This window comes from Photobacterium sp. BZF1 (genome assembly GCF_014349205.1).
Lineage (GTDB): Bacteria > Pseudomonadota > Gammaproteobacteria > Enterobacterales > Vibrionaceae > Photobacterium.
The window spans coordinates 1-24,983 of sequence record NZ_JACSOF010000096.1 but is presented as its reverse complement, the minus strand read 5'-3'; the positions used below and the strand labels follow the sequence as shown (position 1 = coordinate 24,983).

Genomic DNA, 24,983 nt, shown 5'->3' with positions numbered 1-24,983 from the left:
GGCTGAGTTAACTCAGCCGTTTTTCTATGACTTTTTAGCCAATGGTCATTTTGCCTTAGGCTGAACAAACTTACGGTTACTATCGACAATTGCGACATCCCTAATAAAGTTCACACCGAGTACGATCCCTTTGCCTGCTGTCAGGGCAAATTCCGTCAACTCATTCAGTTCACCCAACTTCGCCCTAAGCTTAACAACCGCTTGACGTGAATCGCTCTGTTTTGACTTAAGCCAGCGCTCAACAGGTAATTCAACCTCTTGGCCTCCCGCATTGAATTTGACCCAATCTTTACCATCGCGCTCAAAGGCTTGAACATTAGACACACCGATGGATGAAAGTGATTTGCCATCATCAACTTTGGCACGAATATGCTGTTGCGCCTGTGATATCCACAACCATTCTTCACTACCGAGAATTAACTTACCGTCATCAGTTTTAGTTACTACAGGCTCAGGCTTTGGCTCAGGCTTCACTTCAGGCTCTGGCAAAGGCTCAGGTTCTGGGATAGGCACTGGGACGACAACCGGTGTTTCAGGTTCAACGACAGGCGGTGTCACAGGTTGCTCAATATTGCCACCACCGATTTCTGGCTCTGGCATTGGTTCTGTTTTCTGTCCTGACTGCTGAGCACAACCCGCAAGCAATAATAGCGCAATATATACAGCCGACTTTTTCATCAAATTCATCCCTACAACATCAAGATACGCAATACGACCAAACACTTATTAGTTTCGTTTTACCAACTAGGTTATATATAACATAGTATGCTCAATCATTGGCAACATCCAAAATGATTTGCCGGATTGCAAGATTAAATCACAGTGTTAATGAAATACGGAGCCAAAATCAGCCTTTGCCATGTGTTCAAACTGTATCAGCTTATTTTGGATCCAAGCTTCATCATACCACCCCATGTTTCGGCTATGTTTTGCGTCATCCCATATACTGAAATACCAGCGTCTTATTTCAAACCCCGGTTGTAATGCCACTTCCTGCTGATAACGCTCTGCAAGCTGTAAATCTGGCCTCACATCGAACAAATGAAATATATCCATTTCCCTATGCTTAAAGCCAACATCACAAGGATCGAGTACGGCGGTTACTTCAAAGGACTTGGGGTCAACCAGTATATTCCCAAGGTGACAATCATCATGGATCAAGGACGACTCCGAAGAGGCCGTTGATAATATGTCACGCTTCATTGCCCATAATGATTCATAGGCTTGCTTTTGGGTGGGCGTAAACGGAGACACTTCACTAACTACATATCGGTAAACTGTCCCCATCCAATGGGAGAAAGCCTCTGTCAGGTTCGATTCGAATTGGCCACTTTCAAGTTCGAATCCTTCAGCAGCATTAATTTCATGCAGCGTCAGCAATATTTCAAGAAAGCAATCAGAAAAACGGTCAATAGCCTTCGGTTCATTAGGCAACTGGTGTGCCGATACCCCCTCAAGCCACTCCAGCATAATAAACTCGTAGCCTTCTTCCCTGCCAAAGTACAACACTTTCGGTACGGGGCACGGTAGGGCCTGCTCAAGGCGTTCAAGGCCTTTGATCTCTTTTGCAAGCCGCCCTATCTCTCGGGAGAATTTCACCACGACCTTAGCACTGTCTGATGCTAGAAATACTACCCAACCATAAAATGTTTCTTGAATTTGATTGACCTGAGGGGCATGTCGAAACATTGTCTTAAAACTATATTCAGCAATCCTTTTTAGCTGCAACCTATTCAATCTGACTTCCTTTTACACTCAATGACTTCTTATTTCTCACACGTTAAGGTTATGATTTTATTAACTGAATTATTAACCTTAACGAATACACCATACCCCTTTAGAAGCCATTATGCGGCTCTTGAACGCAATTATGAGTCCAAGCTCGCAAAACCCCGAGCAACATATATGGCTCGGGCTTTTACTATTGAATAGCTATCCCTAATAGTTCAGCTAATTCTTCCATTTGCTGCTCAGAGTCAAGGCGGAGGGACCAATTCACCCCAGAGCCCATCGCGGTGATCACATTGGCCCCCTTGCCTAGCAGCGTGATGTCATCAGCTGCCGCCTGCAACGAAACTCGCGATGCACCATCGAGCCTGACGACAATCTCATGCTGGTTGGCAACAATGCGTCCCGCCGAAAAAACCAATGTCATTATTCCACCGCCTTCTTGTGCTTCATCACGGCTATGGTCAAGCGACTGGTACAAACCATGCGACCACGTGGGTCCTTAATATCAATCTGCCACACCTGAGTCGTCGCACCCAAATGCACAGGGGTTGCAGTACCGACAACATGGCCACTGCGCATTGCACGCAAATGGTTAGCATTAATATCAAGGCCAACACAATATTTGCCCTCGTCGACACACATATTGGCAGCTAGCGAACCTAGCGTTTCAGCCAGCACAACCGATGCGCCACCGTGAAGCATTCCCAATGGCTGGTGAGTTCTTGATTCAACAGGCATTACGGCAGACAAGCTATTATCGTCGTAAGCCGAATACTCTATACCTAAGTATTCAACTAGCGTATTTACCGAAGTCTCATTTAAACTTTCAAGAGTGAAGGATTTTTTCCAAATACTCATCACGTTATCCGTACAAACTCATTTGGAGAGAATGATACAGCAACTGTATAATTCCGCTATTGCGGTTTATACATTATATGAAAGGAGTCTTTGATGAATCGCTTTCAACCTCTTGTTATGGCAAGCGCGATCGCTTCCATATTAGCACTCACGGCTTGCAGCAGCTCCCCAACTGGCAGGCAGCAGGTATTACTGTTCTCTGAACAAGATATGTCTCAATTAGGGGCGCAATCTTTTAATGCCCTTAAAGAACAAGAAAAAATCCACACAGATAATAAAACCAACAAGTATGTACAATGTGTCACTGACGCATTAACAACCCGGCTGGGAGGCCAACAATCCACAGGTCAATGGGAAGTTGTTGTCTTTGACAGCGAACAAGTGAACGCCTTCGCCCTGCCAGGTGGTAAAATTGGCGTCTATACCGGTCTTTTAAACGTTGCCACCAATCAAGATCAGCTGGCAACTGTGATCGGTCATGAAATTGGCCATGTCTTAGCCCAACACAGTAACGAACGGCTGTCTCGTTCCCAGCTGGCGAATATGGGCCTGCAAATTTCCAGCGCAGCAATGGGCGGAGCTGAATACCATGATGCTGCCATGGCTGGTTTAGGCCTTGGCGTTCAGTATGGTGTTCTCATGCCTTATGGCCGTGCACAAGAGTCTGAGTCAGACATTATTGGCTTGAGGCTAATGGCTGAAGCAGGTTTTGACCCTTATGAGAGTATCAACCTGTGGAAGAATATGGCCAGAGCTGCAGGTGGCAACCAGCCCCCAGAGCTATTATCGACCCACCCCTCCCACTCTACCCGTATTGACGATCTCCGGGCGGAGATAGCCAAACTGCCAAGCTACAATACGCCGAAGCCTCAGTGCGAAATATAATGATGAGTTCATAAAGTACGTGCCAAACAAAAAAGACCAGCACACAAGTGCTGGTCTTTTGATAAAAAGGAGTTGTCTCATCTCATACAGGTAAGTTAGTTCTTCAATTCTTCAAATTTATCACTCAACTCATTCGCCGTATCAGACGCTTTGTCAGATACATCTTCGAACACATCCTGTACGTCTTCAAATGAACGTGAATCAGTAAGATCTTCAATTTGATCTTTATAAGTCACGCCAATGTAAATCCCCAAGCCAACAAGGGCCAATACGATATATTTCAGCATTTCAATTATTCTCTTCGCAAACCGAATGAATGAGGCATGCCCTGCCTCTTTATAAAAATTATATGGCCTAAAACAAAAAACAGCTCCCGAAGAAGCTGCTTTTTTAACTCTGAATTAGCGAACTAGGCTAATGAGAGATTTACCCAGCAACCACTCCAGCTCTTTTTGGCTTTCATCACCAAAGCGTTCAAGGCAAAGGCCATAGAGCCTATCGATGCCTCGCTTGGCAAATTCACTGGTCGATTCTGATGATGCGATATGGTGGAACAACAGGCGTAGTGTCGCTTTGAACTTCTCATCACTATTATCATCCAACGCGGCAATCCAGCTCTTAGAAAAACCTGCTAAGCCGTTATCCAAATCGAGTTTTTCGACGAACAACCGGAAAATACGGCCATCGAGTGCGGTCGCAAAATCTTGTTTTTTAGGGAAGTGGTGGCTGATACCTGTACGAGAAATCCCAGTTTGCTTGCTTAAGGTGGTATAAGACATTTTGTCGTATCCTAACGTCAAAATTTGATCCACCACCGCATCCATAATCGTTTGGATGGTAATTTCAGTATCTTCTTTACTACGCTTCGGCATAATGCGTTGACTCTATGATTCTAAGTGATCACTCATAAACCCGCCGAGTTCCTGTACGGGCTTAGTAACCATCTAAGCAAATGTATTGAATCCCCATTGGTATCACCTTGACTTGTAGCAAGTTATACAATACGGGATATCATTCCGTTAATCGATAATATTACCGTTCTACCCGCAGTTTCAAGTATTAAAATGTCATGAAATGAAAAATTAATGCACCCGTCATTAGGCTCTGTCCTGAAAACTTTATGAACGACTGAACACAAAGCACATAACAGAACTTTTCATTTGTTTAGTGTTAAAAATTGGAATTCCCAGCCAACTTAACACTCCATTAACACACCAAACACCTAAGTTCACTGCAAAAAATTGGCGCTATTGTAATAGAAACAGGAATTTATGAACAGGGTATTGAGAGTAAAAAAATTGTACACCTGTTTGAATTTTGTTCTATTTTAATCTTTGAAAACTAATTATTTTTCACCATATTGTGTCTGTTCCATGAAATTTCGTAACAACTTTAAGGCAAATAACTGCTTGACCAAACAGTGAAAATAGCATTATTTTAACAAAAACATAACACGGAAGGATCGAAGTATGACTCTACCTCTGCAATCGGATCGCTTAAGGGATACACTGATGACTCAACCACTGCCAACAGAAATGATTCTCAAATGGGCAGAAGAACGCGCAGATGATGTGTATCTTCGCCAGATCATCAATCGTCAATTCGTAGACTTTACATATGCAGAGGTAGCTGACAAAGCACTCAGACTTGTCAGCGCCCTCCGTGCGCAAGGCTTCCAGCCCGGTGACCGCATCGCCTTAATGTCGAAAAACTGTGCTGAATGGTTTATTACCGATCTTGCTTTGATGTTAGGTAGCTATATCAGCGTACCTATTTTCCCTACAGCTGGTGCTGAAACCATCGAGCACTGCCTAACCCACAGCGAATCAAAAGCGGTATTGGTGGGTAAATTGGATGATGGCAAAGCTGCACTCTCAGTAATGGAAAAGCATCCTGAGATCCTTTCTATTGCTTTCAACTATCCTTCTGCACCAAAGTGTGACCACGATTTCAATACGCTGCTTTCTCAACATGAACCATCGGAAGAACGTCCAAACCATCAACAAGATGACTTGATGTCTATTGTGTATACCTCTGGTACTTCAGGGTTACCGAAAGGCGCCATGCTGAGCTATGGATCATTTGCTTGGGCTGCCCAACGACTCGTTGACCACATTGGTATGCAAGAAGGCGAGCGTCTGTTCTCATACTTGCCTTTGGCGCACATTACCGAACGAGTCTACATCTTTGGCTCTTCAGTTATGTCAGGTATTCAGGTTGCTTTCCCAGAGTCACTTGATACCTTTATCGATGACGTCAAAATGCATCGGCCTACCTTGTTTATTTCGGTACCGCGTTTATGGACCCTATTCCAACAACGTATTTTGGAAAAACTTCCGCAGGCGAAACTTAACCTATTGCTTAAAATCCCATTCATTTCAGGTGTTATCAAGCGCAAGCTTGCAGACGGCCTTGGCTTAAACAAGGCTCGTGTATTGGGTTGTGGCTCAGCGCCAGTATCACCTGCCCTGCTTCGTTGGTATGAAAACATTGGACTCAACATTACTGAAGCCTGGGGGATGACGGAGAGTTTTGCTTACAGCACCCTCAACCACCCATTCCGCAGCGATAAGATCGGTTCTGTAGGTAATGCCGGTCCGGGTGTTGAAATCAAGATTTCTGCCGATGAAGAAATTCTGGTTCGTGGTATGGGCCTGTTCTCCGGCTACTACAAAAACGAAGAAGCGACCAAAGAGATGTTCGATGAGGAAGGTTGGCTTCACACAGGGGATATCGGCTTTATGGATGAGGATGGCTACCTAACTATCCAAGGCCGTAAAAATGATACCTTCAAAACGGCTAAAGGTAAGTTTGTATCACCGGTTCCCATTGAGAAACGCATTTTCGAACTTGCCAATATCGAAATGATGTGTGTTGTGGGTTCAGGTATGCCAGCCCCAATCCTGCTCGCTGTTCCTCATGACTTCCCTAACTTTGACCGTGAACGTTATGCGCGTACCGCTCAGAGGGTTATTGACACGCTTAACATGGAACTTGAGTCTCACGCTAAGATCAGGGGCGTGCTGATGATTAAAGATCCGTGGAGTATTGAAAACGGTATTCTAACGCCAACACTCAAGATCAAGCGTCACCTGCTTGAGAAAAAATACCATGATGTAGGTGCAAACTGGCCGAAAGATCAGCTTGTACAATGGGAAGAGTAATTTCCATTACCCTTAGATAAAACTAGCCCCCGCAATTGCGGGGGCTTTGATTTTTAAAAGATGAAATACAAGATGATTTAGAGCTTGTAACGTTGTACTTCTTTCTCTAGTTGTCCTGCTAACTCTTTCAAAGTTTCAGCTTGGCGAGCGGCTTCCATAGCTTCTTGAGCCATCTGGTTTGCCACTTCCTGCACCCCTTCCGTATTACGACTAATTTCAGCCGTCACACTCGATTGCTCTTCGGCAGCAGAAGCAATCTGCGTCGCCATATCACTTATCACATTTATCTCACTCGCAATGCTGTTGATGCTTTCACCCGCCGCATCGACATCCTGAACGCTGGTATCAGCTAATTGATGACTATCATTCATCACCGACACTGCGTTATGAGTGGTCGACTGAAGAGTTTCAATCATGGTTTGAATTTCTTCTGTTGAGGTATGGGTACGCTGTGAAAGAACACGTACTTCATCAGCGACAACTGCAAAACCACGTCCTTGCTCTCCTGCTCGTGCTGCCTCAATAGCCGCATTCAATGCCAGTAGATTAGTCTGCTCTGCAATATCACGAATGGTCGATAGAATGGTACTGATCTTAAGCGCATGCTCATTAAGATCTTCAATAATGGAGGCGGCATTAGTGACTTCACTGGCTAGATTGCCAATCGACTGCTGGCTTTGCCCTACTTGACGGTGACCGCTACCTGCCAAAGAGACAGCCTGCTCTGCAGTCTTAGCCGTGTTTTCCGCGTTACCCGCAATTTCCTGAGTAGCACTTGCCATTTCGGTCACAGCAGTTGCGACCATGGTAATTTCATCCTGCTGCTGTCGGATATTGTGACTACGCTGGGTAGAGGCTGCAGCTGAGTCCATTGCATTGCGGTTCAGTTCAATGGCAATGTCTCGTAATTTAGTTGCCATCACATGCTGATGGGAAACAAATTGATTGAAATTATCTGCTAACTGCCCAACTTCGTCCTGGCTGTTTACCAGGATACGAGCTGTTAGATCACCTTCACCATGCGCAATATCGGCCAAGGCTTCGGAGACTTTCTTCAATTCGCTTAGCTGCTTTGTCAATAGCAAGCTTATCAGCCCACAAACGACAACAAGAATCACCAAGCCAATTAGCAGTTCATCAATCAGCATGTCACGGATTGGCGCTTCAAGCACTGACTTATCCATCACCATGACCAATGCCCAGCCTGAATTTGGGACATCATGAATCGCTACTGCGCGATCGCGGCCATCAAAGTCACTAAAGAAAAAGCCATTACCATGCATTTCATTACGGAGCGACTGAACATTAAGTCCCAGCTCAGAAATAGGTTTCAGCTGCATATCGGCATTCGGGTGAGCGACAACAACTTGGTTGCCCATGTCCAGCAACATAGCGTAGCCATCCCCAAGCACCGGGATATTCAATACATCACGCATTAAATCGCCCAGCGCTAAATCAGCACCTACTACACCTTGCAATTGTCCAGCTGACATTACCGGCTCAGCAAGAGTCACAACCAAGGTTTGCATTGTGTGGCTCATATATGGCGCCGTAATCACTGGAGATCGCGCTGTTGAGGCTTCTTTGTACCACCCCCTTTCACGAGGGTCATAGCCCGCTCGGTTCAATGATGGATCTTGGCGATGCATATCACCTTGCTGGTTGCCGTAAAAGCTCAGGCTGAAATCACCAGAAATATGCATTTGTTTTAAATGCTCAACGATATCCGGCGTGTTATTGGTAACCATCGTTGCTACCACAGCTTTAACTGCCGCTTGTTTGTTTTCCAGCCAGTCACCAATACCTTTGGTTACTGCTACTGATGTATTGCGACTTTCGCTTTCAATCGACTGCCACGCTTGATTTTTCATTGTCTGGTAGGAAAAACCGCCCAAGGCAATAGCGGTGATAGAAATAGCGACAAAACTCGACAGTAAAAGTTTTGTTTTTAACGATAATTGCATGACTTCCCTTTATCTCGAAACAAAATTGGTGCGATTATAGTGTGTGGCACGAATTAAATTCATGATCTACCACTAAAAAATCTGAGTTTATTCATTTAACATTACGCTAATATGCATAGACATTCCTAATCGGCCATTTTACCTATAACGACCAATACCTTGTAAAACTCAAGGCGTTCCTAATATTTTGTTGGCCTTCGCACATACAATATAAAATCAATCCGCTATATTCATTTTCGGTTCACGTACAATCAGTTACAATTCAATGTATGAATAGAAAAAGCAAATATATAATCCTTTTGTCTCTTCTCTTCGTTGTTTCTTCAGCGCTTGCAAACGTTGAGTTGGAAATTGAAGAAGATCACGACGACGTTATGCGAGCCGTTCAGCAAGGGCTAGTACAGCCTTTCTCATCTTTAAAAGCCAAAGTCAGCGAACAACTCCATGGTCGTATTATCCGCGTCGAACTGGAAGAAGATGATGACATTTGGATCTATGAATTAAAGCTTATTGACCCCAACAATAATATTGTCAAAGTGGAATATGATGCTCAGACGTTGACCATTCTTGAGATTAAAGGCCGGGGTCTTGAAAATATTATCAAGGTAGAACAATGAAAATACTCGTCGTTGAAGATGAACAAGCCTTGGGCGAACAAATTATTGAAGGTTTAGAACAAAGTGGCTGGGTCGCCGAGCTTTCCTCTGATGGCATTGATGCCCTATACCGGGCGACTTCTGAACCTTGGGATGGCATTGTCCTCGATTTGGGCCTCCCGAAACTGGATGGTCTTACTGTGCTCAAAGGCATTCGTGATGAGAATGTCACATGTCCAGTGATTATCCTCAGTGCTCGAAATGAACTTACACAACGCGTCGAAGGGCTCAACGCCGGTGCTGATGACTATCTAACCAAGCCTTTCCAAATGATTGAGCTTGTCGCACGTCTGCGAGCACAAGTTCGCCGCTCAACAGGTAATGCTTCACCAGTGATTCAGGTTGGTGGCTTAAGCCTAGATACCCGCACCTCGAAGGTGATGCATAATGGTGAAAGTATTGATCTCACCGCACTGGAATTTAAAGTGCTCTCCTACATGATGCACAATGCCGATAAAGTTATCTCTCGCACTGAATTAGTCGAGCATATCTACAAGCAAGACTTTGACCGTGACTCCAATACTATCGAAGTATTCATAGGCCGTATTCGTCGTAAAATTGGTGGTGATGTCATTAAAACAGTTAGAGGGCTTGGATACCGTATCAATGCAGATTAGAGCGCCACAAACACCTCTCCCTAGCCTACGCAGCCGCTTGCTTATTGCTGCGGCTGTTTGGCTATTGGGTATCACCCTTGCTGCCGGTTACCTGATGCCTTCATTCATCAAAACCTACTTGGTTGATCAGGAGAAGCACCAGCTTTATATCTACCTAGACGAATTAACAGCACAAATTGATACTGACAGTGACGGTAATGTTATCCCCCCTAAGCCTCTGTCTAATCCTCGCTTCCAACAGCCTTATAGTGGACTTTACTGGAGTTTGAATGTTGCAGATACTGAACTTCGTTCCCGTTCGCTGTGGGATACCCGTATTACAGGGGATAAAGAATCTGGCTTTGTGGGTCCAGACAAGCAATCATTGATTGTTTTAACACGCGATATCCTGCTTCCCGATCTTGATGACCCTGTCACTCTGACTGTTGCGATAAGCCAAGAGCGATTGCTTAAAACCTTAACGCAGCTAACCAGTGGGCTTTGGCTAATTCTGCTAATCATGGCTGGCGGCATTCTTTGTTTGATTTGGCTCCAGGTCAGTTGGTCGCTATGGCCACTTCGCCGGTTGCAGAAAAACCTTAAGCAAGTGCGAGAGGGGGAAACTTCAGAGTTAAGTGGAACATATCCTGCCGAAATCCGCCCTGTCGTGGACGATTTGAATGCCCTTCTTTTCCATTATCAAGAGATACTAGAGCGGGCCAGAAATCACGCGGGTAACTTATCTCATGCGTTAAAAACACCAATAGCGGTACTGAACAATGAAGTCGCCCACTTAAACGAACAAGAGCAGTCTCGCTTACAGCCTTCACTTCAGCAGTTGCAACAACACATAGACTACCACCTCGGACGTGCAAGGATGGCGGGAGCAACTAACATCTTATCGGCTAAGACGGCACCTTCCCCTCGTGTTGATGCTATCTCAATGGCAATGGATAAAGTGTACGCAAGCCGAGGAGTCGTGCTTGTCAACGAATTAGACAGTGATTTGCTTGTGGCTATCGAAAAGCGCGACCTTGATGAGATCATCGGTAACTTGATCGAGAATAGCTACAAATGGGCGAAAAGCCTCATTAGGGTCCACCAGCTTGAACAAAGCGCTGACACAGTGATGGTGGTCATTGAAGATGATGGTCCCGGTATTGATGACGGGGCTTATCAAAATGCCCTAAAACGTGGTGTAAGGCTTGATGAAACTACCCCAGGAACAGGTTTAGGGCTAAATATTGTCAATGAGCTAGCCCACAGCTACCGGGGGATACTCACCCTGAGTAGAAGCCAGCTTGGCGGGTTGAAAGCCGCCGTTACACTACCTAAGCCAAGGAAGTAGCTCGTATATCTACGGCCTATATTATTGATGAAAGATCTGGTGGGCCCTCACCAGATCCATCTCTATGAAGGCCAAAACGTTAGGTTAACGATCCTAATAATCACTCCCAACACCAATGCCGCGACACCTAACCGATACCATTTGAATTCCGCGGCTGACATGCCAATACGGTTGTAAAACATCTTCAATACCCCGGTCCAGTCGCTAGTTCGGCGGCCATATAGAATGATTCCGTTACCTACCATAACTAAACCTGCCAAAATGAATAGGTATTCAGCAACTGTCATTGATACCTGCAGCATGGTGTACTCCCTTTTTCATCATCTACACTCTGATTTAATGCCATCATTGGCAATAGCTCAATTAGACCATAGTAGAGGGTCGCACTTTGTTGCGGTGCTGGATTGAAGAAAAAAGCCTTTAACGGCAAAGTTTATATGCTTATTCAAGACGTTTAGTGTAGAATCCTGCCCCCTGAATTTCTTACGAAGGTATCGAGGCGACATGCAATTACTCGAAGCAAAACTACATAAAATTGACCGTCATAACTATCGTAGCTACTCCAGCTTACGCGGTGAATACCACTTCGTTGACTTCGATTTCTTCATTGATATCACTCAATCAGATCCGTTTGCACCAGCTTCCCGAGTACGCGCCCGCCGTAAATGGTCCCTGACCGATCTTGAGTGGTTAAAAGAACAGTCTCCTGATTACCAACGTGCAGCTCGTGACTTTATTGCCCGTCAGTTTGCTGAACTGGCACAGCAGATTAACGAGATCCAAATTGACCGTCCTGGGCAAGCTGTTCTGGATCGTACCGCCGTTGTATTTGATGATGACGCCCTTGAGCTTCGCTTCCGTGTCAACCTGCCTTCCGATGGCCGTACCATCATTGCGAAGAAAACAGCAAACTTGCTGACGTTCACTATGCCTAAAATCATCCGTCGCGCCACGATTGCACGTGAGCTGCCGATGGACGAGCTGAAGCGCCATTGTGAAACGGTTGAAGATCAGGTTGCGCTACGTAAACAACTGGCTGACAAAGGCTTGATGGCGTTTGTTGCCGACGACAGTGTGTTGCCACGCCTCGCAGGTAATAGCGATCAGCCTCTGGCTGATGCTATTCCGTTTGTTAGCCCGGAAAGCTTGGCTGTAGAACTTGAAGCACCACACCGTGGCAAGATCCGTGGTATGGGTGTACCTAAAGGCATCACTATGATTGTCGGTGGTGGCTTCCACGGTAAGTCGACGTTGCTGAACGCGATTGAAAACTCTGTATACGACCACATTCCTGGTGATGGTCGTGAGTACATCGTGACCGATGAATCAGCGTCTAAAATCCGCGCCGAAGATGGCCGTTGTGTACACAACGTTGATTTAACGCCGTACATCAGCAACCTGCCTATGGGTAAAGACACCAGCATGTTCTCTACCCAGAATGCTTCGGGTTCAACCTCGCAGGCATCATGGCTACAAGAGTCGATCGAGTCTGGCGCGAATGCATTGCTGATCGATGAAGATACCTCGGCATCGAACTTCATGATCCGTGACGAGCGTATGCAGGCACTGATCGCGAAAAATGATGAGCCAATTACCCCGCTGGTAGACCGCATTTCGCTATTGCGTGATCAACTTGATGTGTCTGTACTGCTGGTTATGGGCGGATCTGGTGACTACCTAGATGTTGCTGACACTGTGATTCAAATGCACAACTACCAAGCACTGGATGTCACAGAGAAAGCCAAAGAGGTTGTTGCTTCACACCCTACCCGCCGTCAGCTAGAAGGTAGCACCGAAATCACTCGCCCTCGCACCCGTAAGCTTAACCGTGCAGGTCTAAAAGCTCAGCTTGAAGACGGTAAGTTCCGAATTCAGGTGAAAGACAAAACCTCTATGCGCTTTGGTCGTGAATTTATTGACCTACAAGCCTTGGAGCAGGTAGCAGATTCCAGCCAACTACACGCTATCGGTTGGTTATGGTTCCAAATCGCCCAAGGTAAAGGCTGGGAGAAGGCGCCAAGCAAAGCATTTAGCCAAATGCTAGCAAGCGATGAGTGGTTCCGAACTATGCCAAACTACGGTGATATCGCCAAGCCTCGTGTTATCGAGGTAATGGCCGTGTTGAACCGTATGCGCAAAGCAGAATTTAAGTAAGTATCGAGCTAACGACTACCAAAGAAAAGCCCACAACATTCAAACGTTGTGGGCTTTTTGTATAAACAAAGGCGAAAAATATTTGCTATCGTTGGAATTGACTCATCAATCTTTGAAGGCCTTCCAAACGCTCGACCAGCATTCGGGTACTCTCGACCGAAGTATCACTCGATTTTTCTGTCTCACTGCCTAACACGTTTATCTTTTGGATATGCTCAGCGATGTCGACACTCACTCCCGCTTGTTGTTCAACGGCAGCTGCAATTTGATGACTGCTATCTGTGACTAGATCCAATACTCGATTGATCTCTTCTAGCTGTTCACCCATAGCTAAAGCCTGCTGGCGACAATGCTCGGACTGCTCGCCTCCTCTTTCAACTGCCGCGACAGCTTGACCGGCGATATCCTGAAGCTGAGATATCATCTGGTGGATCTCGCCTGTTGAGGATTGCGTCTTCTGTGCCAGCGATCTGACCTCATCAGCCACGACAGCAAAGCCTCGACCCGCCTCACCTGCTCGAGCTGCCTCGATCGCCGCATTTAGCGCCAGTAAATTAGTTTGATCAGCGATAGTTCCAATAACATCTAAGATCCCCTCAATCTGACGGCTACTTTCTGATAACGCATTGATTACACGTTTAGAGTCATCCAGCTCTTTGTGAAGCGCATTGACCGATGAAATGGTTTCCTCGACTCTCATCTGGCCGTTATTGGCGACCTGCTGCGCTTTTACGGTCATATCCGAGGCATTAGTTGCACTCTCAGCAACCTCTTTGACCGTCGAGGCCATCTGATCAATGGCTACCCCAACTTGTTCCGTTGCCAGCGCCTGCTGTTGCAAGTTGGTTTTAACTTGTTGAGTGTTGGCAAATTCATCTTCGGCAGAAAGAAGGATATCAGACGATGTTTCACTGGCTCGGCTAACAATAGCGCGTAGCTCTGCTTGCCGCATTCTTAGCGCAAGCTCCACTCCGGAGTAATCGTCGTATTTGCCAGTATAAATCTTTTCCATCAGTGCATTATCATATGCTTGATGGGCTAGTTGAGTTATCTGTTGCAACCGCTTCTGGGCCATTAGATTAAGGATCAAACCCGAAATTGTTGCAACTAAAATAGCCATTGCAACCCCGGAAGCAAAAACTACAGCATGGTACATGGCTGCTGCAGCCGCGAATGCCAAAAGGACAGTCAACATAGTCCCATACTTAAGGCGAAAACGACTTTTACCTTGCTTTCCCTCATTCAGTGCTTTGTAAGCCACTTCTGCGCGTTTCACTTCATCTTTGCTCGGGCGGCTTCGTACAGATTGGTATTCAACAACCTGACCTTTGCTATTGACTATCGGGGTTACAAAAGCTGAAACCCAATAGAAATTACCATCTTTACATTTGTTCTTTACCAACCCCATCCAACTTTTACCTGCTTTGACATACTGCCAAAGTTGCGCAAAAGCCGCCTTAGGCATATCGGGATGCCTAACAAGGTTGTGGGGGTTATCAATAAGCTCTTCGCTATTGTAGCCAGCTACATCACAAAAAGTAGAGTTAGCATAAGTAATCGTGCTACTAGGATCGGTCGTTGAGATTAAATTCAAAGAGGCTGAATACTCGACTTCCCTTCCTTGGCGTGAAGTATTCTCAAAATGTGTATTTTCCGCTGTCATTATTGTCACTTATTATTTTTATTCCGGTTAAATGATTCCAAAGCGAGCAGATTATCGCTTTTCACAACGCCGTATTGTGACATTCATTCCAAGTGTGTGGGTTGATTTATATTAAATAACTATCTGACATTAAAGAAACAAAAGGAAAGCTAATCGTTCCCCTGATTTTTAAAATGACCTGCCTAACATAGCCTTGAGCTCAGGCAGTGCCTCTCTCATCGCTTGATAGCCAACCTCCATGGCTGCGGTTCGCTCCAACGGACCACCAAAATTAACCAGACTCGGATCAGGTGACACTGGAGCAAGTGCAATATCCGCGCTATCAACTTCTTGTTTGGTCGCAATACAGCTCTGTATCCAGAAGGTATTTGCCATGGTATCAACGGCAGTGTATTTCAATGGCGGTGGCAAGCTACAGAATACATCTACCCCTATCACAATATCAGCCCCGAGCTGGCGTGCAGCATAAACTGGGACCAACGACAACACCCCGCCATCAACAAGAATATCTTCATTGTGATAGATAGGAACAAACACACCCGGCACGCTAGATGACGTCTGTACGGCCTCGCCAATATCACCAGCCGTAAACATTACCGCCTTTTGCTGAGTCAAGTTAGTGGCAACAATACCCGTTGTAATAGGCAGGTCACTGATATCATCATAGCCTGTGTGCTTATTCACCCACTTCGCCAATGCTTTGCCCTTTATCAGCCCTTTACGTGACAAATTGATATCAACGACTTCATGCTCGGCAAATTCAAACATCTTGCGTTGAACATCAAGGTATTCATTACTGCTATACAGAGCTGCAGCAATGGAACCGACTGATGTACCTGTCACGATATCAGCCTTTATCCCCTCTTCTTCCAATGCCCTCATCACACCAAGGTGCATCATGCCGCGAGATGCACCTCCACCAAACGCAATCGCGAGCTTGGGTTTATCAATATTGTCCGCACTCAATTGAGCAGTTTGCGCAGCTTCTTCGTTTGCCACCAACTTTATATCAACCGCAGTCAGGTCGTTATATTCGTTGGTTGTTGAACAGCCGGATAAAGTGAATAACAACGACAAAGCAATAAAATGACGGAACCTAGCCAAAACTACAGCGCTAATCATTACCTACTCCCTTAGCTTCAAGCTCTTTGTTGTCTTGCTGTTCGGCATATCGAGCAATTATTGGAAATTCAGTGTGAACAATTCCATCCGACCAAACCTGCTCAGGAATATGGCTGAATGTACCTGCATAGCGAGGGGTAATTTCCAGCACCAAGCTAGCTATACTGTCCAGTACTAGTGACTCAGCACGTGCAGGCAATGCAATAACGGTAGCAGAAGCTGTTGCCAGTGGTTGCAAGTGCTCAAATTGATCATCTAATAACTCTCGCGTCAGCAGATGGGGAGTTTGTTGATCGCCCAAATCATAATGACGCTTCATGACCATGTATTTGTTTGGGATGGACTCTTTAGAAGTCCACCATTTACCATCAACAGCAGCTAGTACCTCTTTCGTTTGTGATTTATCCACAATCCCCAACTGCTGCAGACTCGCATTCAACCATAGAGTGACATTTTGGTTGTATTCTTTTTCGCTCAACACTTTGCGCTGCTGGATCAAGCTGAGTGCGATCTTTGCCCCCAGCATGTTTGAGTAGAGATCCTCAAGCGAATAGGCTGAAATTGTCTCTGGCCAAGCTGAAAAACTGGTGTAACCATGCCATTGAGCAATCTCATGCGACTCGGCCTTGAAATAGGCCAAACGAGCAGCCAATTGTGCAGCCACCGACCACTTGTGCTCGTCCGTCATCGACGTTACGTCAAATGCCTTCATCTCAATGTAGCGAGGGCCAAGCTCTGCAGGCAATTCAATTCGATGCGCTTTACCGATGTTTGCCAGTATCTCAAAGAACAAACCAATAGTGTCATCTGCAGTATCGCGTACGTGGGCAAGGTCGATAAATCCGCCTTTTTCAGTATATAGAATACCGTTGTTTTCACTACCACCATGATCCAACGCCGATGAGGATGATGACGTGTAATGATAAATACCACTGGCAAACTTATGCGGACCGATGTCATCGAGCCCAACGACATTGTTCAAGCGAAAAAATGGCACCGGTACAGGGCCTAGTTTCACCGTTTGCATATCACCGAAGGCGCAGCAAGGGCGGACATTTTGCGGAACCGTAAACTGTGGGTAACTGGCTTCATCCAACTGCCAGGAAAATCCTGCCGGTTGACCACCCGCCAGCATATCTGCCACATCCGAATTGTTCGGCATCGCATGGGTTTGCCAGGTGTTGGACGAGCAACCGGCCATTAAAACCAACACAGCAGCGGCATATAACGGGCGTAATACATTCAAGGTCATATCGTTAAAACGCTTCATTGATTGCAAAGTAAAAGCCGCTTTGATCGTTACCAAAGCCCATATCCAGACGCAGGTTAACGCGCTGCTTGATCTCAAAGCGATATCCGACCCCGACAGAATGTAACCACTTTTCATCACCCAACTGGGCAAACTCAGGGGCCAATGTACCAGCCCCCAGCCAATAGACCATGCCATGCCGGCCTGATAGCGGTTGGCGATACTCAACTTGGGCTATCAATAAGTTATTGTCGCGGTAATGCCCTTGTTCATAACCACGAAGTGCTTCGGCACCGCCAAGTTGTGCCATCTGATCCCAACTTACATCCCCAAAGTTAGACTCCACCCTCGCCTGCCATGCAAGGACCCCCGGAACAACCGACAGTGAGTGGTAATCGCTATAGTTAAGGCTTAACCGTTCAAAGTCATTATCCGAGCCTATAGCTGTATTGAAGTTGTGGTATTCAAGCTGGATCAAGCGCCCTTGTGACGCATTGAGGGCAAAATCACGAGAGTCATACGTAAGGCTGAGCATCCCACCGACATTGCGTTGCGTCTCAGGAAAGTTAGCAATGTCATCTCCGACCCGGGGAGTGTCTGACTGCTCTTGCTCAATATTTGATGCTTCGTTTCGGGAAAGCTCAAACCCCATACCGAGATAGGTGTAAGGCAACACCCGTACCATCCCCGTTACCGAGCCAGAATAAGTACGGCGATCATAATCAACACGCTCATTATTCATGCCGGCATCAACGCCCACACCATAAAAGATGTCCGGAGAATCCATTAACTCAGCATCGACAAACAACCGGTACTTATCTCTGTTTAGATAGTTTGCGTTCCGTATTGCCACGCCATAGGCACCATTTATCGAGCCAAAACCATTGATTGTGATGGAACTTGGCTGCGAAACCGTATCGTTAATATCTGGCATGTACAAACCGACTGCCGAGACACCAATACCAAACTTTTTCTCCGGTGTATAAAACGGCCCCGGCATGACGCTCCAATCGATCCCCTTTTCAGGGTTGAAGCCACCGTCTGCACCCAACTCGAGCAACATGCCATCCAGCCATTGCTGGTATCGCTGATACGCGGTTAAATCAGGCTTGTGCTGGACATGCTCTTGCTCGGCCTGCTGGGCAAAACTGATACTCGGCAAGACTAAACATACTAAAGGAAGTATTTTTTTCATATTTAATTAGAATCGCCGACCCAAAGAGAAGAACAGAGTTTCACGTTGGCCAAAACCTGCCTCCATCAAAACATCCCAATCACGGTTGAAGGCATATTGGAAACCCACCAGGCCATTCCACTTCTCATCCGCACTTTGGCTTACCTCAAACCCTGCATCCGGCGCTATGTTATCAATCGCCGCAGCCAGTTCAGACGGCAAGCCCAAACTCTTTAGGTCACCAGATAGGTACTGTTGAACATCCTGGTACATGGCCCCTACAAAAACACGAAGCTCACGCCCGCCATCATATTCCCACCGATGGCCGATACGAGGTGCCGCAACAAAGGTTTTGATATTGCCATCGATAGCGGAAATACTGGTGTAGGTGTAGTTCATATCCAGAAGAGCGAACCAATTGCCGACCCCACCAGCGATGGTTGTACCAACGCCATAAGTACCGCCGTCCATATCCAGCGTGAACATGGTGTTTTCAGGTAGATTACCGCCAAGCTCATCAATAGCCGTACATAACAATTTATTCCCGATACCATTCACAGCATTGCGGTCGCAACTTACTGAGTCAATCCTTGCTTTGCTTTGGCCTTGGGTATAACCAATAATTCCGTAGAGGTTAAGAAACGGAAAAACCCACACATCGCCTCGTAAAGTGATGTTTGAACCGGTGAAGTCTGCTTGTTTTGCATCAACATCAATAGCGTCCAGAACTGGATGTCCGGTCAAAGCGATACTGTTGACCGTAATTGGATTGCTCATGTCCATGTACGAGATCGAAAAGCCATACGGTTTAGGTAGTGTATAGCCCAACTTTTCAGCTTCATCTCCCCAGATAGGAAAAAAGGATTGTTGCGCAAAGGTAAGCGGAGAGAAAAGCGCTGCAAGTAGCAGTAAAGCATTTTGTTTCAAAATTTTATCTCTGTAAGATTGTTGTTTCTGCCTCCTGCTTTGTTATCGAAAGGAAATACTTTCAACAACAGCCATTTATCGCCCCAACCTTTTATTGAAAGGGCAACATCACCCATCCAGAATGATTCAGGCGATGAATAATATAGATCGATTTGAGGTTTGACCAGTGAGTGATTTTAAGCTTTTACGAGGGACAGTTCTGAGCTTTAGCTAAGGGATTAAGCACACATTAAGCTTTCTAGAAAAAAACCGCTTTAAAGTGATAACTCACATCAAATAAGACGCCAGCACTCAAAAAAAGACGAGATAAAAAAGAAAAAACCCACCACTTAATCAGTGATGGGTTTACATTTAGTAACGAATCTAGTGGTGTTTAGCGCTTGAAGCGCATAAAGACCGTAGAGAGCGGTGGAAGGTCAAGGCTGATTGACTGCTCAAGGCCATGTGACTCGACAGGCGTAGTCTCAATTAGCGCTTTCACATCAGCACCACTGCCCCAGTACTTATTATCGTCGGTATTCAGCAGTAACTCGTACACACCTTCAACCGGCACACCTAGGGTATAACCTTGGCGTGGTACCGGGGTAAAGTTAGATACGATCAAGACCTTGTCACCATTGAGCGCAATACGCTCATGGGCAAGGATACTGTTGTCGGCATCGTCTTGAACACGCCATTCAAAGCCAGCAGGGTCGCAATCTTGCTCATACATTGCAGGCTCTGAGGTATACAGGGCATTCAAATCTTTAACCAGGGCTTTCATACCGCTGTGGCGTGGGTACTCAAGCCAGTGCCACTCTAGCTGACCATCGTGGTTCCACTCTGCACTCTGGGCAATTTCTGCCCCCATGAAGTTAAGCTTCTTACCAGGTTGGCCATACATGTAACCCATGTATGCACGCAGGTTTGCCGTTTTCTGCCATTCATCACCCGGCATTTTGTCCAGCAGTGAACCTTTACCGTAAACCACTTCGTCATGAGACAAAGAGAGTACGTAGTTCTCGCTAAATGCATACACCATTGGGAAAGTAATGGTATTGTGATGGTAGCTACGGTGGATTGGCTCTTCCTGGATGTAAGAAAGGCTATCGTGCATCCAGCCCATGTTCCATTTAAAGCCAAAACCCAAACCGCCCATGTCAGTTGGCTTGGTCACACCAGGGAAAGCTGTCGACTCTTCAGCAATAGTCATTGCATTCGGGTAATGACGGTAAACTTCTTCATTCACCCAACGCAGCAGGCTCACTGCATCAAAGTTTACGTTGCCACCTTCGTGGTTAGGAATCCACTGATCATGCTCACGGGAGTAATCCAGGTAGAGCATTGACGCTACCGCATCAACTCGCAAGCCATCAATGTGGTAATGTTCAAACCAGAACAGTGCATTCGACACCAAGAAACGGCGGACATGGTCACGACCGTAATCGTAGATGTAGCTCTGCCAATCCTGATGCCAGCCCCTGCGAGGGTCTGGATCATTAAACAGTGCAGTGCCGTCGAAATTCGCCAAGCCGTGATCGTCTGACGGGAAGTGGGCCGGAACCCAGTCCAGTACGACACCGATATTAGCCTGGTGACATTGGTCTACAAAGTACTTGAAGTCATCCGGAGAGCCGAAACGACTTGTTGGAGCAAACAGGCCAATTGGCTGATAGCCCCAAGATCCATAGAACGGGTGCTCGGAAACCGGCATCAGCTCTACATGGGTGTAACCCATATCACTCAAGTATGGGATTAGCTCATCAGCAAGCTCACGGTAGTTCAGGAACTCACCTTGAGCGTTTTTGCGCCATGAGCCCGCGTGTAGCTCATAGAATGACAAGGCTTGTTGGTGCTTGGCTGTCACCGGACGGTTTTGCCATGCACTATCTTGCCAATCATATTTTGCTTGGTCGAAAACCTTCGAGGCAAAAGACGGATATTGCTCCGACGAATAGCCCCATGGGTCTGCTTTGTGAGGTAACCCCTCACCTGCACTGTCTTTCAGCTCAAATTTATATAGGGTGCCTTCCTCAAGTTCAGGAATGAACAGACCCCAAAGGCCATCATCAAGACGTTGCATTGGGTGGCGACGACCGTCCCATGCATTGAAATGGCCAACGACACTTACCGCTGAAGCATTCGGTGCAAAGGCAAGAAAACGTACACCGGAAATTGAAGAGTTACCACGATTAAGAGTGACTAGTTGGGCACCCATTTCACTGTGCATCAGTGATGGGTCTGCCAACGCTTCACCTGATTGAATCAGATTGTGGAATTGGTAAGGGTCGCAAATCGTTTGTTCGCCTTGCGGCCAGTTAACGACAAGTTGATATAGTGCAGTGGTCAAATCGAAATCACCCTCAAGCACAAAACCGCTATCAGCTTCGCGTGCGAGGGTAAAACGTTCACCGTTTTCAGTTATTGCTTCAATAGAATCAGCACCTGGCATATACACACGAAGTGCAATGTCAGTCGACTGATATTGAGGGCCTAAAAATGAAAATGGGTCTGAAAATGCAGCTCTCTCGAGCTGCATGTATTCCTTATCACTGCGGGTCACTTTAGATGTGTCCAACGCATTACTCCTGATATTACTTATTGTTTGATGCTTCTGCTCGTGTTTCGGTTAAACGACGAGTCAAGTCAACAATATTCTGGCGATTGAAGATATCATCCAATGTGGTCGATAACTTACGACGCCAGTTCGGGTATTCGTCAACGGTACCCGGGATGTTGACCGGCTTGTCCATTTCTAGCCAGTCTTCCAACTGTAGGCTCAACAAAGCACTAGAGCCGGCAGCTAGGTGGAGTTGCATGGCTTCGCTTAATTGCTGATCCATCGGCACATATGCAGCATCATGCCCAACCCCTTCAGGAAGATAACCATGCCAAGCTAAACTATCAAGGATTTTTTGTTTGCTTTCGGCACGACTATCGAACAAACCTGCCAATTGTTCCTGGTCTGGATACAAACCGAGCTCTTCACCCATCTTAAGGTCATCACAATGCCAGAAACCACGAAGTGTTGGCATGTCATGCGTACAAAGTGCAGACATCGATTGGTCAGCATAGTGTTTCGGTGAGTAGAAACCGCCGTCTTCTGCTGTTTCGAAGAAGAACACCTTGTATGAGTGGATACCGGCTGTAGCCAACTTATCAACGATTTCATCAGGTACTGTACCCAAGTCTTCACCGATAACCGTACACTGGTAACGGTGGCTCTCTAGCGCCAGAATCGACATCATGTCTTCAACTGGGTAGTACATGTAAGCACCGTTTTTCGCTGACTCACCTTTTGGAATCCACCACAGGCGTAGTAGGCCAAGTACGTGGTCGATACGTAGTGCACCACAACTGCGCATATTAGCGCGAAGCAGTTGAATGTATGGCTCGTATGAACGCTCTTTAAGTACGTCTGGGTTCAGCGGCGGAAGACCCCAGTTCTGTCCTAGTGGACCAAGAATATCTGGCGGCGCACCCACGCTCACGTCCTGGCAAAGTGCACCGTGGTCAGCCCAAGTCTCTGAGCCTGAGTCACAAACACCAACGGCTAGGTCGCGGTACAGACCGATGGTCATGCCCTTCTCTTCAGCCAACTCATTGACTTCTGCTAACTGGGTGTCAGCTAGCCATTGCAGGTACATATAAAGTTGTACTTGCGTGTAATTCTTCTTGATGTATGTCTGTACAGCTGCATTATCAAAGTGACGGTATTGCTCAGGGAATACAGGCCAGCCCCAAGTGTTTTCGTCTTCTTTTTTCAGCTCAGCATGCAATGCATCGAATGCTGCTTGGTGAAGCAAGCTCTCACCGCCATCTTCAACAAATTGCTGGAATTTCTGTGCACGTGCTGTGTTTTTCTCAAGATGGCGCTCGTTGAACGTTTTGAACAACAGAGGTAGAACAGCCATTTTCAGACAAGACACTTCACTGTAGTTCACCCAGTTCGCGTTACGCGCTTCATTTAGGCGCTGTTGGAACTCAGGGCTACCGACAAGTTGCTGTGCTTCATCACACTGTGCAAACTCAGTTACAGAACTCACATCAATGTACATCAGGTTCAGCCAACGACGGGAAGATGGGCTGTATGGGCTCGCACCTTCTGGGTTAGCTGGGAATAAGGAGTGGATTGGGTTCAAACCCACAAAGTCACCACCACGGGCAGCAACATCAGCAACCAATTGTTTCAGGTCGCCGAAATCACCAATACCCCAGTTGTGGTTAGTACGAATTGAATACAGCTGAACGCTGGTACCCCAAAGCTTCTTGTTATTAAGCAAATCTTCCTGCTTGTAACAAGAAGTCGGAGTCACGATCAAAGTCATTGTAAAAGGAGATTTACGACGCTTACGGAAAACCTCAAGCTTGTGGTAACCCCAAGCCAAATCATCCGGCAGTGCGAAAACTAACGTACCACCGTTTTCACGCTCGTCTGAAACCAGCTGTGACTGCAGCCAGCCTTCCAGCACATCTCCCTGCTCAGTTTCTAAGCGCCAGCTAAAGTCGCTGATACGTGCGCTTTGACCCAAGTGCATTTCAATGTGCATCGGCTCACCACTGCGAACCACCTTCACAGGTGCTAACACATCAGGGCGTAGCTTCTTATTTGCTGATTCCAGCAATGCATCATCACTTTTGGTGTCGTAACCTAGCGCTGCTAACAGGCGACGGATTGTATCACTGTCAACTTGCGCTTCATCCCCCCAAGCACTGACATAGTTATCGGCAATGCCGACCATGTCTGCAACTTGTTTTAATACTTGATCGTCTTTCATCGTTCTCTCCGTTAGCGGCCTCGCGGCCGCTACGATGTTTAAAGTTTTGCTGATATCAATTCGTACTTTTATGGCAGCCTAGAGCAGTTATAGTGAAACCGGCTCTAGTTTCCAGATGTTGTTAGCGTAGTCTCGAATACTACGGTCTGAGCTGAATTTGCTCATCAGTGCCGTATTCAGGATGGCCTTACGGGCCCATGTCTTCTGGTCACGGTATTCCGCATCGATTTTCTCTTGCGTCTTCACGTAATCGGCAAAGTCAGCCAGCACCAGGTAAGGGTCACCGCCGTCCAGCAGGTTGTGGCGAATTGCCGCCAACTGGCCTGGGTTGCCTGGTGTGAATTCATCTGTTTCTAACAAATCCAGTGCTGCACGCAGAAGGCTATCAGCATGGTAGTAACGGTAAGGGTCGTAACCCTCCTGCTTAAGTTTCTGTACTTCGTCAACCAATAGGCCGAAGATGAAGATATTTTCGTCGCCCACTTCTTCGCGCATTTCTACGTTTGCACCATCCATCGTACCGACAGTCAGAGCACCGTTCATGGCGAACTTCATGTTACCCGTACCTGAAGCTTCTTTACCGGCAGTCGAGATCTGCTCAGAAACATCAGCCGCTGGGAACAGGATTTCAGCCAAGCTTACGCGGTAGTCAGGAATGAATACCACTTTCAGCTTGCCGCCAAGACGTGGGTCGTTGTTCACTTTCTCTGCCACTTTGTTGATGGCAAAGATGAT

General features: G+C 46.5%; 22 protein-coding genes. 6 read left to right on the top strand and 16 right to left on the bottom strand.

Annotated features, from left to right (window positions below; translation table 11 throughout):
• Positions 1–45: 45 nt before the first annotated feature.
• The 4 genes from BIZ37_RS19825 to BIZ37_RS19810 form a co-directional block, all read right to left on the bottom strand.
• A complete protein-coding gene (locus BIZ37_RS19825; protein ID WP_187462961.1) occupies positions 46–678 on the bottom strand; it encodes a RimK/LysX family protein in 633 nt (210 codons plus the stop codon).
• Positions 679–825: 147 nt separating this feature from the next.
• Positions 826–1,737 carry a phosphotransferase gene (locus tag BIZ37_RS19820; protein ID WP_187462960.1) on the bottom strand — a complete coding sequence of 304 codons (912 nt, stop codon included), beginning with the start codon at positions 1,735–1,737 and terminating at the stop codon, positions 826–828.
• Between the two features lie 184 nt (positions 1,738–1,921).
• Positions 1,922–2,155 (bottom strand): DUF3389 domain-containing protein, encoded by a 234-nt coding sequence (locus BIZ37_RS19815; RefSeq protein ID WP_187462959.1) that lies wholly within the window; start codon positions 2,153–2,155, stop codon positions 1,922–1,924.
• On the bottom strand, positions 2,155–2,589 hold the full coding sequence (locus BIZ37_RS19810; protein WP_187462958.1) for a hotdog fold thioesterase: 435 nt from the start codon (positions 2,587–2,589) through the stop codon (positions 2,155–2,157). The genes BIZ37_RS19815 and BIZ37_RS19810 overlap by 1 nt, the downstream gene beginning before the upstream one ends.
• Positions 2,590–2,682: 93 nt before the next feature.
• On the opposite strand from BIZ37_RS19810, the gene BIZ37_RS19805 reads away from it, so the two are divergent.
• Positions 2,683–3,474, top strand: coding sequence for a M48 family metallopeptidase (locus tag BIZ37_RS19805; RefSeq protein ID WP_187462957.1), 792 nt, complete (start codon positions 2,683–2,685; stop codon positions 3,472–3,474).
• Between the two features lie 95 nt (positions 3,475–3,569).
• On the opposite strand, the gene BIZ37_RS19800 is transcribed toward BIZ37_RS19805, so the two are convergent.
• A complete protein-coding gene (locus BIZ37_RS19800) occupies positions 3,570–3,761 on the bottom strand; it encodes a YtxH domain-containing protein (RefSeq protein ID WP_187462956.1) in 192 nt (63 codons plus the stop codon).
• Between the two features lie 114 nt (positions 3,762–3,875).
• Positions 3,876–4,346 carry a TetR family transcriptional regulator gene (locus tag BIZ37_RS19795; protein WP_107296339.1) on the bottom strand — a complete coding sequence of 157 codons (471 nt, stop codon included), beginning with the start codon at positions 4,344–4,346 and terminating at the stop codon, positions 3,876–3,878.
• 639 nt (positions 4,347–4,985) lie between these two features.
• Here BIZ37_RS19795 and BIZ37_RS19790 point away from each other — a divergent pair.
• Positions 4,986–6,638 (top strand): AMP-binding protein, encoded by a 1,653-nt coding sequence (locus tag BIZ37_RS19790; protein ID WP_255526834.1) that lies wholly within the window; start codon positions 4,986–4,988, stop codon positions 6,636–6,638.
• 77 nt (positions 6,639–6,715) lie between these two features.
• Here the strand turns inward: BIZ37_RS19790 and BIZ37_RS19785 are convergent, their stop codons facing one another.
• Entirely contained in the window at positions 6,716–8,602 is a 1,887-nt protein-coding gene (locus BIZ37_RS19785; protein WP_187462954.1) for a methyl-accepting chemotaxis protein, read from the bottom strand.
• Between the two features lie 269 nt (positions 8,603–8,871).
• Between BIZ37_RS19785 and BIZ37_RS19780 the strand changes: the two genes are divergently transcribed.
• From BIZ37_RS19780 to BIZ37_RS19770, 3 genes are read left to right on the top strand one after another with little or no spacing between them, the layout of a single operon-like run.
• Positions 8,872–9,219 carry a PepSY domain-containing protein gene (locus BIZ37_RS19780; RefSeq protein ID WP_187462953.1) on the top strand — a complete coding sequence of 116 codons (348 nt, stop codon included), beginning with the start codon at positions 8,872–8,874 and terminating at the stop codon, positions 9,217–9,219.
• On the top strand, positions 9,216–9,875 hold the full coding sequence (locus tag BIZ37_RS19775) for a response regulator transcription factor (protein ID WP_187462952.1): 660 nt from the start codon (positions 9,216–9,218) through the stop codon (positions 9,873–9,875). Before BIZ37_RS19780 ends, BIZ37_RS19775 begins: the two co-directional genes overlap by 4 nt.
• Positions 9,865–11,202: an ATP-binding protein gene (locus BIZ37_RS19770; RefSeq protein ID WP_187462951.1), complete on the top strand. Its 1,338-nt coding sequence runs from the start codon at positions 9,865–9,867 to the stop codon at positions 11,200–11,202. The genes BIZ37_RS19775 and BIZ37_RS19770 overlap by 11 nt, the downstream gene beginning before the upstream one ends.
• A gap of 62 nt (positions 11,203–11,264) precedes the next feature.
• On the opposite strand, the gene BIZ37_RS19765 is transcribed toward BIZ37_RS19770, so the two are convergent.
• On the bottom strand, positions 11,265–11,504 hold the full coding sequence (locus BIZ37_RS19765; protein ID WP_187462950.1) for a hypothetical protein: 240 nt from the start codon (positions 11,502–11,504) through the stop codon (positions 11,265–11,267).
• A gap of 202 nt (positions 11,505–11,706) precedes the next feature.
• Here BIZ37_RS19765 and BIZ37_RS19760 point away from each other — a divergent pair, with 202 nt between their 5' ends.
• Positions 11,707–13,356, top strand: a complete 1,650-nt coding sequence (locus tag BIZ37_RS19760; protein ID WP_187462949.1) for an ABC-ATPase domain-containing protein — start codon at positions 11,707–11,709, stop codon at positions 13,354–13,356.
• Positions 13,357–13,441: 85 nt separating this feature from the next.
• Here the strand turns inward: BIZ37_RS19760 and BIZ37_RS19755 are convergent, their stop codons facing one another.
• From BIZ37_RS19755 to BIZ37_RS19720, 8 genes are all read right to left on the bottom strand, one after another.
• Positions 13,442–15,019 carry a PAS domain-containing methyl-accepting chemotaxis protein gene (locus tag BIZ37_RS19755; RefSeq protein WP_187462948.1) on the bottom strand — a complete coding sequence of 526 codons (1,578 nt, stop codon included), beginning with the start codon at positions 15,017–15,019 and terminating at the stop codon, positions 13,442–13,444.
• Between the two features lie 168 nt (positions 15,020–15,187).
• Positions 15,188–16,141: a patatin-like phospholipase family protein gene (locus tag BIZ37_RS19750; RefSeq protein WP_187462947.1), complete on the bottom strand. Its 954-nt coding sequence runs from the start codon at positions 16,139–16,141 to the stop codon at positions 15,188–15,190.
• A complete protein-coding gene (locus tag BIZ37_RS19745; RefSeq protein WP_255526832.1) occupies positions 16,134–17,447 on the bottom strand; it encodes a DUF4056 domain-containing protein in 1,314 nt (437 codons plus the stop codon). The genes BIZ37_RS19750 and BIZ37_RS19745 overlap by 8 nt, the downstream gene beginning before the upstream one ends.
• Positions 17,398–18,585, bottom strand: a complete 1,188-nt coding sequence (locus BIZ37_RS19740; protein ID WP_187462946.1) for a BamA/TamA family outer membrane protein — start codon at positions 18,583–18,585, stop codon at positions 17,398–17,400. The genes BIZ37_RS19745 and BIZ37_RS19740 overlap by 50 nt, the downstream gene beginning before the upstream one ends.
• A gap of 6 nt (positions 18,586–18,591) precedes the next feature.
• Positions 18,592–19,491, bottom strand: coding sequence for a hypothetical protein (locus BIZ37_RS19735; RefSeq protein WP_187462945.1), 900 nt, complete (start codon positions 19,489–19,491; stop codon positions 18,592–18,594).
• A gap of 373 nt (positions 19,492–19,864) precedes the next feature.
• Positions 19,865–22,048, bottom strand: coding sequence for a 1,4-alpha-glucan branching protein GlgB (gene glgB / locus BIZ37_RS19730; RefSeq protein WP_187462944.1), 2,184 nt, complete (start codon positions 22,046–22,048; stop codon positions 19,865–19,867).
• Positions 22,049–22,064: 16 nt separating this feature from the next.
• A complete protein-coding gene (malQ, locus tag BIZ37_RS19725; RefSeq protein WP_187462943.1) occupies positions 22,065–24,248 on the bottom strand; it encodes a 4-alpha-glucanotransferase in 2,184 nt (727 codons plus the stop codon).
• Positions 24,249–24,335: 87 nt separating this feature from the next.
• A partial coding sequence (locus tag BIZ37_RS19720; RefSeq protein WP_187462942.1) for a glycogen/starch/alpha-glucan phosphorylase occupies positions 24,336–24,983 on the bottom strand: 648 nt, incomplete at its 5' end.